Raw genomic sequence first — 12,820 nt, forward strand, 5'->3', positions numbered from 1 at the left:
GGCCGGCCTCTCCTAGCTTCCGCCGGCAATATGCTCACCTACAAGCCTCCCCGACAGAGATACGACCGGTGTTCCTCCTCCGGGATGGGTGGTTCCGCCCACATACCATAACCCCTGAATATCCCTGGATCGGTTGGCCGGACGGGAGAAAGTCTGGCGGACGGAATTGGAGGATATACCGTAGATAGCCCCCCGGTGGGCGAGAGTATCATCAGCAAGATTCTGCGGGGTATAGCGCTGAAGCACCTCCGCCCGATCCAGCCCTGCGATTCCGAAGCTCTCCAGCGTGTCCGTCACCCGGCGCCCGTATGCCTCCGCCTCACTGTTCCAGTCGCAGACGCGGTCAAGATAAGGGGCATTGGCCAGAATGAACAGATTGCTGCCGTCCTCAGGAGCCATGCCCGGCTCTGAGCGTCCGGAGTGACAGACATATACTGCCGGATTTTGCGGCGGGCGTCTTTTGGCAAAAATGTCAGTGAACTCAGGCTCATACTGCTCCGGAAAAAACACCGTATGATGCAACAGCTGCTCATATTTCCGCCTCACACCGGCAAGTGTCACCAGACCCGACAATGACGGCTCATAGCGTGCAATTCTGCGGTCGCTCATTGCCCGGCGTGCGGATTCCGGCAGCAGCATGCGGCTGACGCTCAGCACATCTCCGCCGGCGATTACGGTTCTTGCAGGGTAAAAGCCTCGTGAAGTCTCTACTCCTTCCACTTTACCGCGGACAGCAGAGATGCCGGTAACCTCTGTATTGGTAACAATCTCTACGCCGAGCTGCCGGGCCAGCGCCGCCAGCCCTTCTACCAGCTTATATGTACCGCCCTTAACCCCATATACGCCAAGTCTGGCCTCCACATGCCCCAGCATGGCAAATATCGCCGGAGACTGGTAAGGGGACGAGCCGACATAAGTGGCATAACGGCCCAGCATAGCCAGTGTATTAGGATGCCTGAAATAACGCTGAAGCAGCGACTGCAGTGTAAGAAACGGCCTTACCCGCAGCAGATCGCGCACAAGCGGCAAAGACAGCTTATCCTTCCACGAGAGCAGCAGCCGGTTCAGAAACTGCTTTTCGCTTAACCGGTAGAGCAGCTCAGCTTCAGCCATAAATTCCGTATAGCGCCCGGCATCCTGTGACGAATAGGCGGCTATCTGCTCAAGCATAAACGGCGTATCCTTGGACAGATCAACCACATGGCCGTCTGCAAAAACATTCCTTGTCCTCGGCTCCAGCTCATACAGCTCGACATAGTCCTCCATCTCCGCCCCGGCAAGCTCATACAGCGAGCGGAATACATGCGGCATGGTTATCGTACTGGGCCCCCTGTCAAAGGTGTACCCCTGCTCTTTAACCCGCTGCAGCTTGCCGCCGGGCAAAGCCTGCCTTTCCAGTACAGTTATCTTCCAGCCCTTTGCAGCCAGTGTAACTGCACAGGACAGGCTGCCGAAGCCGGCTCCGATTATAACCGCCTGCTTATTCAACGGTAACGCCTCCCTTTCCATACATAACCCTGGCCGGATACACCTCCGCGCCACGAAGCAGCTGCAATAGCAATCAGGCTTACAATTGCCGCCGGCAGCAGCATGCAGTGCCAGAAGGGCTGCCGGCCGGCGGCATCGGCCGTTCTTTTCACAGCGGCTCCGGCCGCGATGGCCGCGGCCGCCCAGAGCAGCGCCGGCGTCAGCCCGGTAACTATAGCCCAAAGCGCAGCAATTACCGGAAAAACGTACAGCAGGCAATAGAACAGCAGGACCCCGAGCAGCAGCAGTGGCTTGCGTCCAAGGCCGGCATATATATTTTTGCGGTAGCCCCTCCAGACCTCTCCGGCATTGTGATACATCCGCATTTCTGTATGTTCTGTAATGTCTGCTAAGGTTACCGGCTCACCGGCAAGCTTGACTGCTCTTGCCAGCGCCATATCATCCACCAGCTGATTGCGGATACCGCTGTGCCCTCCGCAGCGCTGATAGCTGTCCCTGTGAATCAGCATGAATCCGCCGTGGGCGGCCACAAACCGCGGGTCCCTCGAACGGCGGACCAGCGGGACCGGCAGATGGCAGATAATCGTGAACATCATCAGCGGAACAGCGAGGCGCTCCAGCCAGGAGCCGGTCAGCTGCCTGGGAAATCCGGTAATTAGTCCCCTGCCCTGCAGCCCGGCTGCGGCTAATGCCGCGCTTAACGCCTGTGGCTGCAGCCGGATGTCTGCATCCAGGAACAGCAGCCACTCTCCGGCAGCGGCCTCCGCCAGCTGGGCGCAGGCATGGCATTTGCCTGCCCAGCCTTCCGGCAGAACAGCACCTGCAAGCACCTGTGTCCGTGCGCCTCCGGCGGCTGCGGCAAGTGCTGCAGTGCCGTCGGAAGAACGGTCATCCAGCACAATAATCTCGATCGGGCGTCCAGCCGTGCTGCAGGCAAGCACAGAGTTCAGGCAGGCGGTTATATTTGCCGCTTCATCTCGTGCCGGAATCAGTACGGATAAGGCGCGGGCCTGTGGAGCTGCGGACTCTGCGTGCTCCAGCCGGTATTTTGCATCCGCTGCATCTGCCGCTTCCTGCCTTTGCTGTTCACTCTCAGGCCCTGCCGGCTCCTCTCTGTACTGTGCCCCTAGCACCGGAAGCCGTGAAGCATTCCATACGGCAAAAGCCAGCTGCAGCAGGATCACTGCGGTTATGCCTTGCAGAACAGCAATCATCGGCCACCCCTCCGCCAGGCATCATATCTTTCATGAACCGAGCCGCCGGTCTTCATCAGCGGCTCGAAGCCGGCCGGCATATGCCCCTGGTGCTCAAGAATCAGCCGGCGGTGGCCATCCAGCTGCTCCCGCAGGCAGGAGGCCAGCAGCGCCGTAATGCTGTGTCTGTCCATAGCTTTCCATGGATGGATCTGAGGCGGGCCGGCCACAAGCGTCGCCTCCGGCTTGGGATGGAAAAACAGCCCGTGATACAGGGTTACCGGCACAACTGCAGCATCGGGACACAGGCGGAGTACAACGGCTGCCCCTTCCTTGAGCTCCAACGGACGGTGCTCAAGCGGCAGAAGCTCGCCTTCGGGATACATCCACACACTGCCTCCTTCACCCAGGAGCCCTGCGGTATAGCGCAGGGAGGCCCTGACATCGGCAGGCTCGCTGCGGTTGATTGAATAAGCGCCCAAGCGGCGGAAAAACTGAAATTTGCGCAGCTGGGCTTCCTCCATCATGAAATACTGCCGGCGCCGGGTAAGCACTTTCGCCGCATGGTATGCCAGCAATCCGTCCCACCAGGAGCTGTGGTTCATAATGTAGAGTACCGGCCTGTCTCCGGCTGACGCCGGCTGCAGATCACCTGATAATCCGATGGCACGGAAATGCCTGCGCAGCAGATACAAGGAATTGTAACGGTAGAACAGGGCATCAAAGCTTGACGATCTGGCCGCTTCGAGCATAGCGCAGACTCCCTTCCGCGAGTACAGCACCTATACCGGCAATTATTATACAAAGAGGCAATCCCTCACGCAGGCCGACAAGACCGAACATCATTAGAACAGCCTGATAGAGCCGGGTGCCGAGCCGCACAGCCTTAGGTGATAACCGGACTGCAGGCACGAAGAAGGACAGCAGCGAGCCCGCAATCAGCCAGCCGGCAAAATTGCTCCAGGGCACTCCGTAAAAGCCGCCCCCGTCCCCCCAGGTCCAGAACCCCCGTGCATGTGCCACGGGGTCAAGCACCAGATCCAGCAGGACGGTCCAGAAGCCGACCTGTGCCGCCCGCAGCAGCAGAAGCCGCCAGCCTGACTGCCCGAAGTCCCGGCTCAGCAGAACGGCATTGCCGACAACGGCGATCCAGGCAAATCCCAGCGTGACCGGCACACCGTACAGCAGCGGCCCGAGAATATCGGAATAACTGTAGCTGCCGAACAGCTGCCCGGTATGAACGCCGAGCCATTCTACCCCCATTCCGCAGGTCCAGATCAGTGCGGCGGATAGCAGAAGAGGGAGCGGCTTCAGCTGACGCGAAAAAATGACTGACTGGTCGGCCATATAGGTCTGCACCTGTCCCTTGATGATTAGTTCACCAGCATACACTGCATAAAAGACCAGAAATAGACCGTTTGAAAACTGCAGCCCCGGCGGAACACTGAAAAAAATCAGCAGCAGAGCGCCAATACTGTACCAGAGCCAGAATACAGTCCTGATCATCTACAGCACCGCAGCCTTACCGGTTCTGGCACCCAGTCTGGACGCATAACGCGCCGCTGTACGGCCCAGCATCCGCAGCTTGGCTTCATCGCTGACATACGCCCTGTTGCGGAAAACATCGTACCCGGCTTCAGCCACCGATTCAAGAATAGCCGCATAAAATGCTGCCGCCAGTTCAACTGCGAGGCCGCTCTCCGGCGGATAAGTCTCTATATGGGCAAGTCCCTTCTCGAACCAGCCCAGCGCTTCCCGGCGGAGGTCTTCGATGATATTCACGAAACGCTGGTCGACGAGACCCGACTCCAGCTCCTCCTGGCTATAACCGTATTTCTGCATAAGCTCAAGGGGCACATAACGCCTGCCCCGGCGCAGATCCTCTCCGACATCACGGATAATATTGACAATCTGCATACCGATGCCCAGCGCAATGCCGGCCGCCTGTACATCTTCATCTGAATCGTCGCGCAGAACCGGCAGCAGCATCTCACCGACAGTTCCGGCCACAAGGTAACAATAGTCTTCCAGCTCCGCCATCGTCTCATATTGAGTGAACGTCAGATCCCCCAGCTGTCCTTGCATCTGCAGCAGGAACGGTTCCCGCGTAAGGCCCGGGAAGCTGGCGAACAGCCAGCGGAGTGCCGGCCAGATAAAGTGGCCTTCCGCTTCCTCAAGCCGTTTGAAATGCCGGCGCAGCTCATGGATGGTATACGGCGACTTCTCCGGCTCATCCACACTGTCGTCAATAATCCGACAGAAGGCATAAATCACATGTACAGCTTCACGGCGCGGACTCGGCAGTCCGGCAAAAGCCTTATGAAAGGAGGTAGAGCCCTTCTTCATCAATTCCTCACACTCGCGCATAATGCTCTCGTTAATCATCAATTCATCTCCTTCATGAGTTCATGGACAGCCATCCGTGCACCCTGCATAACAATCGGCACACCTCCGCCGGGATGGACAGAGGCGCCTGCGGCATATAGGCCTTTGATCGGATACGGCTTAGGCTGAGGGCGGAAGACACCAAGCTGGCTCAGCACCGGGGCAATACCGAAGCTCCCGCCCCCGTAGAGTCCTTCCTTGTGCGCATCCGCCGGCGTACGGAGCTTTTTCCATACAAGACTGGACTTCAGGCCCGGAAACCCTCTCTGCTCCGCATCCTCCAATACACGTTCGGCCAGAGAACCGGCCAGGGTATCCCAATCCAGCTCCGGATCAGCCGGAACAGGAATCAGGAAGTACAGCACGCTTTCTCCGGGAGGTGCAGCACTGTCATCTACAGCTGCCGGATTAAACACATAATAGGAGGGCAGCTGTGAAATTCTGCCGCGGTCAAACAATTCACGCAGATTATCATTCAGGCTGTCCGGCAGGAAGAACTGATGGGTCTCTGCTTCCGGCCAGCGTCTGTCCGTCCCGGCATAGATCAGCACACAGCCTGAGGAGGGCTGATACCTGCCGCGCTTGAGCGTGCCCTTAACTCCGTTACGCTTCACAGGCGCAGCTCCGGCGAACAGCTCTGCCGGCAGCAGCTGCTCCAGCAGGGGAAATTCGCCATTGTACAGCACGGCATCATACGAATGCCGGACACCACCGGCAATGATACCGGTGCACCGCCCGTCTTCAACATGCAGGCCTTCTACCTCTGTACCGGTATGAATCTCAACTCCGCGGCTGAGCAGCTCACGGGAGAGGATCCGCGGCAGCTGTCCATACCCGCCCTTCAGCATCCAGATGCCGAAGGCGCTCTCCGCATACGGCAGCATCGTGTATATGCCCGGGGTGCGGAACGGGGCGCCGCCGATGTACAGGCTCTGCAGGGAAAAGGCGTCCCGCAGCTCCTCGCTGCGGAAATAGCTGCCGACCGCTGACCGGAGGCTCCGGTAGGCACGCAGGCGGCTCATCAGCCGCAGATTCGCCGGGCTGAAGAATTCACGCCGCCGGTGGAACGGCTGCTCCAGAAAAGAGGCTTTGCCCCGGGGGAACAGTCCGGCCATATCATCCATAAAGCGGCGGAAGCCGCTGCCTTCTCCGGGGAATTCACGTTCAATCTCCGCGGCCTGCTCTTCCAGGCCTGCTACCTTGGTCAGCACACGCCCGCTCCGGAAGTGAATCCGGCAGAGCGGATCGCAGCGCAGCAGCTCAAGGCTGCCGGGCGGGAGCCCGCCTTCCTCGAGAATGCCGTTCAGCATCTCCGGCAGCAGTACAATGGTCGGCCCCTGGTCAATCCGGTACGGCCCCTCCTCTTCAAAAGCGACCCGGCCGCCCACCCGGCCGGCACGCTCATAAATCACGACCTCCTGCCCCTGTCTGCTCAGCAGCAGCGCCGCAGTCAGCCCGCCGATGCCGCCGCCGACAATAGCTACGCGGCTCACAGCGGCACCCCGCTGCCCGCTGCGCCTGCTACGGCAACGGACCGGCTGCGGGCAGCGCGGTCATGCTCCTCAAGCAGGCGCGCACTGATCTTCGCCGACTCAAATATCGTCGGCAGCCCGCTGCCCGGATGCGTACCGCCGCCGACGAGCCAGATGCCGGACACCTCCTGGAACGTATTATGCGGACGGAGGTACATCATCTGGCCGAGATTATGGGCCAGATTAAAGGTCGCACCGTTATATACATCCAGGCTGTCCCGCCAGTCCAGCGGTGAGAAGAACTTACTCTCCTCCACCCGTCCGGACAATCCGGCTAGCTGCGGAATGCGCTCCAGCCGCTCCATCATCTGCTCCCTTACAGCCGGTCCCTCCTGCCGCCAGTCAATACCGGCCTGCAGATTGGGGACAGGCATCAGCACATACAGGGAGGATTTGCCGGCCGGAGCCAGAGTAGAGTCAATAACCGAAGGATTGTGTATATAAATGGACGGGTCAGCCGACAGGACTCCTTGCCGTGTAATTTCGTCTACGTTGCGGCGGTAGTCGCCCGAGAAATGAACGGAATGGTGCCCGAGATCCACTGCACCGTCCACTCCGAGATACAGCATCGCGGTTGAGCAGGAATAGCGCTTGCGGGCCATCTTGACCGGCGTATATTTTTTGAGCAGGCCCGGCTCGAACAGCTGGGTCACTGCCGTCCCGAAATCAGCACCGAGCACAACGTAATCCGCCTGCACCTTTTCCCCGTCCGCCAGCAGCAGACCGGAAGCATGATGGTTATTAACCAATATCCTCTTCACCGCACTTGAAGTATGAATACGGCCGCCGAGCTCACGGATCACATCTGCCATAGCCTGCAGCACCTTATTAATGCCGCCGATAGGATGATACAGGCCATAGCGGTGCTCCAGGTAAGACAGAATCGTAAACGTCCCGGGACATTCCCAGGGCGACATTCCCAGGTATTTGGCCTGAAAGGTAAACGCGTAACGCAGCCGTTCATCGTCAAAATATTTCGACAGCCGGTTATATACCGTATCAGTAGCATGCAGCTTGGGCAGCGCGTGCAGCACATCCCTTTTTAAATAATCTGCAGGTGACTGAAAGGGGCGCTGGAGCAGCGGCATCACTCTGGAGAACTTCTCGTCCTCCTCAGCCATAAACCGGCGGTAGCCGGCACCGTTGCCGGGGAACAGCCGCTCGATCTCCGCCGCCGTCTGCTCCTGATCCGTAGACGGCCGGAACACGGTCTCCCCGAAGTGCAGGGAATACAGCGGGTCCAGCTCCTTCATCGAAACATAACTGTGCAGGGAGCGTCCCGCCATCGTGAACAGCTCCTCCAGCAGATGCGGCATCATCAGAAAAGTAGCCCCGCGGTCAAAACGGTATTCACCCAGCCGCAGCTCTCCAGATCTTCCTCCGACCGTATCCTGCTTTTCATATATCTCAACCTCATAGCCCTTAGCAGCCAGGAGCATAGCAGCAGCAAGCCCTCCCGGACCTGCACCGACCACCGCAACCTTGGCGGCGCTTGTTCCAGCCATCCGTCCCACTCCCTACTCCACATGATTTTCATTTCAGCGCACACAGCATTGCCTGCGCAAACATTATACAAAAACTATACATTGATGATACAAATATCATACATACTTTATTTACCCCTGTAAACAGCTACCCCTAACCCGGTTTACCGGAAAAAACAGGATAAATAAAAATAGCGGTCCTGATTACACCAAAAAACCCTTCCGCTTCACCCGCAGGTGATTGAGAAGGGTTTTTGCAAGCTCTTTTTCAGCGCTGATTGCTTAGTCCGGTAAATGAAAAATCAAACCATTCCTGCCAGCGTCCGGGAGGACCCCATATCACTTCAGCAGCTTCGGGAACAGGCTCCCCCGCCTCTTCATAGGCTTTGCCTCCCAGTATAAACCGCATTTCCGCCCGTACTGCCTTCAAACGTGTAATCAGCTCTTCACAGTAGGGCCGCAGATCCTTATCCGTAACCGACAGGCAGACCGCCCCGATCCGGCTTTGCGTTTCCAGCATGGCTATAATCCCGGCCTCCGGCGTGTTGGCACCCAGATAGACCACCTCAACCCCGTTTTTGCGCAAAAAAAGCGAGAACAGCAGCAGGCCGACCTGATGATGCTCCCCTTCCGGACAAAAGGCCAGCACTTTCGGCAAATGGGCATAAACCGGGAACAGATGAAAGAACTGGTAAAAGCGGTTAGAGACCATATGCGTCATGTAATGCTCCTGCGCCACTGTAGCTGTGCCTTCCTCCCAGGCATCGCCAACCCTGACCAATACCGGTACAAGCACCTGGTGGAACATCGCCTCATACCCGTACATGGAAAAGCCGAAATCAATCAGCGCATTCGCCCGCTCGCCCTGAAATTCGAGCAGCGCTGTATAGATCTGCTGTCTCATCTTCGCAAAGGCTTCCCCGGATGTCCCATCGTTCCCTGCCGGGCCTTCTGCCGCCGGATTCTCCTTACGGGCCTTCAGCAGCCGGACCGCATGTGAAATACTGATCCCCTGCTTCTCTGTCTGCTCCTTCAGCCAGCGCAGGTCTTCAATATTGTCCTGGGTGTACAGCCTGTAGCCAGATTCAGTCCGCTCAGGTGTAACCGCCTGATACCTGTTCTCCCAGGCTCTCAATGTGACAGACGGTATGTCCAGCATTTCGACGACCTGTTTAATTGAGTACACCTTGCACCCCACTCTCTTTCCCATAACCTGGTACATAATATTTAAAAATTCAAACCTTATACAAAACATTTACACTCATTATACAGTCGTACCCGAATTATGTCATCAGATGCGGCTAACAGCCGGAGCTGTGAGCGGGAGCGAATAATCCTGCCATGTTCCGGAAAAAAATATACGTTCAGGCTTTTTGGGTACAGCTGCTTCACTTGTCCTTCCAGGGCGGTAATAGGTAGTTACAATACCCCGAGCAGACTCAGGAGGATCCTTCCATGAATTCAAGCAGACAACCCGGCACACCGGAACGGCTATATCAATTCAGTAATTCCATAAGCGGACCCTCCACTGCCTCCTCCAGGCCCAAATGGACGTTCCGCCGTAAATTATCCGTAGTGATCCTGCTGCTTATTTTATGGCTGGCCGGTATCACGCTCTACCAGACGCAAAAGCCTCTGCCCCCTGGCATTTCCTATGAAAGTCCCGTGTATAAGGTTACTGACGTTCAGTTCTGGCATGATCTTACTTATCAGGACGGCAGCGCAGACGGGGGACGGGAGGAGCAGATTCTGCCGAGAATTCTGCAGATTATCGAGGAATCCAGACAGTTTCTCGTTATTGATCTGTTCCTGTTCAATGATTACACCCACAAAGACCAGCAGTTCCCGGAGGTCAGCCGGGAGCTTACCGATAAGCTCATTGCCCACAAAGCTGCATACCCGGCAATGGACATTGCGTTTATTACCGATGAGGTAAACACCAACTATGGCTCCGCAACGAATCATCTGCTCGAGGAGATGAAAGCCGCCGGCATCCGGGTGGTAGTCACCGATGTGGACAAGCTCCGTGATTCTACTCCTGCCTACTCCGCAGTATGGCGGACCTTCATCCAGTGGTTCGGACAGTCCGGCAACGGCTGGATTCCCAACCTCATGGCCACGGGCGGGCCGGATATTACCGCCCGCTCCTATCTTAAGCTGCTGAATGTCAAAGCCAATCACCGCAAGGTGGTGGTCAGCGAGAACAGTGCGCTCATCTCCTCCGGCAATGTGCATGACCCAAGCGCTTATCACTCCAATATTGCGTTTGAGGTGCATGGTCCGGTTATTGCCGATATTGTGCGCACTGAGCAGGCGGCCGCCGATCTTTCCGGCGCCGGTCCGCTGCTGACACAGGCGCCGGAGCTTACACAGGCTGCAGAAGGTCCGCTGGGCATCCGTTATCTGACTGAAGGTAAAGTCTATAAATACACGCTGGAGGCTATCCGCAGCGCCGGGGCTGGCGATACCCTCTGGCTGGGGATGTTCTATCTGGCCGATGATGCCGTTATCAGCGGGCTGCTTACGGCAGCAGAGCGCGGTGCAGAGGTGCGGCTGCTCCTGGACCCGAATCAGAATGCCTTCGGCCGCGACAAAATCGGTATTCCCAACCGGCCGGTTGCGATGAACCTCAACCAGCGCTCCGGCGGGAAAATTGACATCCGCTGGTATAACACCGGCAAAGAGCAGTATCATTCCAAGCTGCTGTTCATTGCCAAAGCCTCCGGTCCTTCTATCGTGCTGGGCGGCTCAACAAACTTTACAACCCGCAATCTGGATGATTATAATCTGGAAAATAATCTGTGGGTGAGCGTACCTTCGGATCAGCCGCTGTATACGGAGATATCCGGTTACTTCAACCGGCTGTGGAATAACGAGGGGGCTGAGTACAGCCTGCCGCTTGAGGAATATCAGAGCGGGATGACCTGGCTGAAATACATCGTCTACCGGATGCAGACGCGATTGGGGTTTACTACCTTTTAAGCAGGCTCATACAGAGCAAAATAACCGCCGGGAAGCCTGAATCGCTTCTTCCGGCGGTTGCTGTATTTGCTTATTATTCTGGTGCAACAGAAGCCTGCCCGGCACTTAGAGCAGCGGTGACATCAGCCGGGCGGCTGATTCGAGCAGCCGCTCAAGCAGCCGCTTGTTCATGAAGGTCTCATGCACAATCTGGCGCGTTGACAGCAGATCACGCTCAAAATCAGCGACAATACGGGCTACGCTCTCGGTCTGGAGCAGCAGCGCATTGACCTCGAAATTCAGATGGAAGCTGCGCATATCCATATTCGCCGTGCCGATCGTGGCAATCTCCCCGTCGATGATGAGCAGCTTGGAGTGAATGAAGCCCTTTTCATACTCGTAAATCTTCACACCGGACTCCAGCATAGCCGGAAAATAGGAATGTGAGGCCAGAAACGGCAGCCATTTGTCCGGCTTGGCCGGGAACAGGAGGCGGACATCAAGCCCGGACATGGCGGCTACCCGCAGCGCAGTCAGAATATCCTCATCCGGAATAAAGTAGGGACTGGCGATCCACACCGATTTTTCCGCAGAAGTGATCATGGAGAAGAAGATATTCTTCAGTGCACGCCGCTCGTTGTCCGGTCCGCTGGCAATGATCTGCACAGCCCCGTCCCCGTTCGTAAACCGCAGCTGCGGCGAGAGGTAATCCTGCTCCAATATGGATTCCCCGGTTGTATGCATCCAGTCCTGCAGAAAAATGATCTGCATCGTCCGTACCGCCTCGCCCCGCAGCAGCATATGGGTATCGCGCCAGAAGCCGTACGTTTTGCTGCGGCTTAAGTATTCATCCCCGACATTAAGGCCGCCCATAAAGCCTACATCCCCGTCGATAACGACGATTTTGCGGTGATTGCGGTAGTTGACCCGGCTGGAAAAAAATGAAGTGGAATTACCGTATGCCGCAACCCTTACCCCTGCATCCGTTAACGCCTTCAGAAAAGCCTTGGAGAGCTGCATGCTGCCTACGGCATCGTACATGAATCTGACAGCTACACCCGCACGGGCCTTCTCAATCAGAATCTGCTGAATCCGCGTGCCGATATGATCCGCACGGAAAATATAATACTCCATATGGATATGATGCTGTGCCTGCCGCAGCTCCAGCAGCAGCGTGCCGAACGTTTCTTCCCCGTTGGTCAGAATCCGCGTCTCCGAGCTGAAGGATACCGGCGTCCGGGCCAGCCTCTGTGACAGCCCAAGCAGCTTTTGGCGGGCGGGATCAAAGATAGACCAGTCCTGGTATGTATGCAGGGCATCGTTCTCAATCCGCTCATAGGCCATCAGGTCACGCTGCGCTTTTTTGTCATACTTGCGCCGTTTAAATACGTTCTGGCCGAACAGAAAATAAAAGACCAGCCCGAGCCCGGGAATCAGCGCCAGCAGCAGAATCCAGGCCATCGTTGTTGACGGATTGCGGTTCTCCATAAAGATGCCCAGGCCGATCGAAATCACGGTCAGCGTAGAGAAAATACTGATAATCGTACCGGCGGTACTGCCAAAAATACCAAAGCCGAAATAATAAAATGCCAGCAAGGCAGTGATAATAACCAGTGCCTGCAATCCTCTTCTCATAGGCAGCCTACTCTCTTGTTCAACCTTACGAAGCTTGATTTCCCCATCTATATATTACCTGAATAATTGCGATTTGTAATGGTCCGGAATCTATACTATAATCTTTCTGACCAAAGAGTCAATAATAGAACCAACAAGTCAG

General features: G+C 56.6%; 10 protein-coding genes. 1 reads left to right on the plus strand and 9 read right to left on the minus strand.

Annotated elements, in window-relative coordinates; genetic code table 11:
• Positions 1-12: 12 nt before the first annotated feature.
• The 8 genes from R70331_RS28400 to R70331_RS28435 form a co-directional block, all read right to left on the minus strand.
• A complete protein-coding gene (locus R70331_RS28400; RefSeq protein WP_042181350.1) occupies positions 13-1,509 on the minus strand; it encodes a phytoene desaturase family protein in 1,497 nt (498 codons plus the stop codon).
• On the minus strand, positions 1,485-2,702 hold the full coding sequence (locus R70331_RS28405) for a glycosyltransferase family 2 protein (RefSeq protein WP_042181351.1): 1,218 nt from the start codon (positions 2,700-2,702) through the stop codon (positions 1,485-1,487). Before R70331_RS28405 ends, R70331_RS28400 begins: the two co-directional genes overlap by 25 nt.
• Positions 2,699-3,433, minus strand: coding sequence for a lysophospholipid acyltransferase family protein (locus R70331_RS28410; protein ID WP_042181353.1), 735 nt, complete (start codon positions 3,431-3,433; stop codon positions 2,699-2,701). Before R70331_RS28410 ends, R70331_RS28405 begins: the two co-directional genes overlap by 4 nt.
• A complete protein-coding gene (locus tag R70331_RS28415) occupies positions 3,402-4,187 on the minus strand; it encodes a carotenoid biosynthesis protein (protein ID WP_042181355.1) in 786 nt (261 codons plus the stop codon). The genes R70331_RS28410 and R70331_RS28415 overlap by 32 nt, the downstream gene beginning before the upstream one ends.
• A complete protein-coding gene (locus tag R70331_RS28420) occupies positions 4,188-5,066 on the minus strand; it encodes a phytoene/squalene synthase family protein (protein ID WP_042181357.1) in 879 nt (292 codons plus the stop codon).
• Positions 5,066-6,559 (minus strand): phytoene desaturase family protein, encoded by a 1,494-nt coding sequence (locus tag R70331_RS28425; RefSeq protein ID WP_042181359.1) that lies wholly within the window; start codon positions 6,557-6,559, stop codon positions 5,066-5,068. Before R70331_RS28425 ends, R70331_RS28420 begins: the two co-directional genes overlap by 1 nt.
• Complete coding sequence (locus tag R70331_RS28430; protein ID WP_042181361.1) at positions 6,556-8,103, minus strand: phytoene desaturase family protein; 1,548 nt, start codon at positions 8,101-8,103, stop codon at positions 6,556-6,558. Before R70331_RS28430 ends, R70331_RS28425 begins: the two co-directional genes overlap by 4 nt.
• A 247-nt stretch (positions 8,104-8,350) precedes the next feature.
• Positions 8,351-9,268: a MerR family transcriptional regulator gene (locus R70331_RS28435; protein WP_081947784.1), complete on the minus strand. Its 918-nt coding sequence runs from the start codon at positions 9,266-9,268 to the stop codon at positions 8,351-8,353.
• Positions 9,269-9,537: 269 nt separating this feature from the next.
• Between R70331_RS28435 and R70331_RS28440 the strand changes: the two genes are divergently transcribed.
• The gene (locus R70331_RS28440; RefSeq protein ID WP_081947785.1) at positions 9,538-11,064 is read left to right on the plus strand and encodes a phospholipase D family protein; all 1,527 of its coding nucleotides are present in this window, start codon (positions 9,538-9,540) and stop codon (positions 11,062-11,064) included.
• 105 nt (positions 11,065-11,169) lie between these two features.
• Here the strand turns inward: R70331_RS28440 and cls are convergent, their stop codons facing one another.
• A complete protein-coding gene (cls, locus tag R70331_RS28445) occupies positions 11,170-12,678 on the minus strand; it encodes a cardiolipin synthase (RefSeq protein WP_042181363.1) in 1,509 nt (502 codons plus the stop codon).
• Positions 12,679-12,820 lie beyond the last annotated feature (142 nt).

This window comes from Paenibacillus sp. FSL R7-0331, from assembly GCF_000758645.1.
Taxonomy (GTDB): Bacteria; Bacillota; Bacilli; order Paenibacillales; family Paenibacillaceae; genus Paenibacillus_AQ; species Paenibacillus_AQ camerounensis.

What these genes read in the sequence shown, in the direction of transcription:
- R70331_RS28440 (WP_081947785.1), top strand. Translation starts at nt 9,538, where the DNA reads ATGAATTCAAGCAGACAACCCGGCACACCGGAACGGCTATATCAATTC.
- R70331_RS28410 (WP_042181353.1), bottom strand. Translation starts at nt 3,433, where the DNA reads ATGCTCGAAGCGGCCAGATCGTCAAGCTTTGATGCCCTGTTCTACCGT.
- R70331_RS28420 (WP_042181357.1), bottom strand. Translation starts at nt 5,066, where the DNA reads ATGATTAACGAGAGCATTATGCGCGAGTGTGAGGAATTGATGAAGAAG.
- cls (WP_042181363.1), bottom strand. Translation starts at nt 12,678, where the DNA reads ATGAGAAGAGGATTGCAGGCACTGGTTATTATCACTGCCTTGCTGGCA.
- R70331_RS28400 (WP_042181350.1), bottom strand. Translation starts at nt 1,509, where the DNA reads ATGGAAAGGGAGGCGTTACCGTTGAATAAGCAGGCGGTTATAATCGGA.
- R70331_RS28415 (WP_042181355.1), bottom strand. Translation starts at nt 4,187, where the DNA reads ATGATCAGGACTGTATTCTGGCTCTGGTACAGTATTGGCGCTCTGCTG.
- R70331_RS28405 (WP_042181351.1), bottom strand. Translation starts at nt 2,702, where the DNA reads ATGATTGCTGTTCTGCAAGGCATAACCGCAGTGATCCTGCTGCAGCTG.
- R70331_RS28430 (WP_042181361.1), bottom strand. Translation starts at nt 8,103, where the DNA reads ATGGCTGGAACAAGCGCCGCCAAGGTTGCGGTGGTCGGTGCAGGTCCG.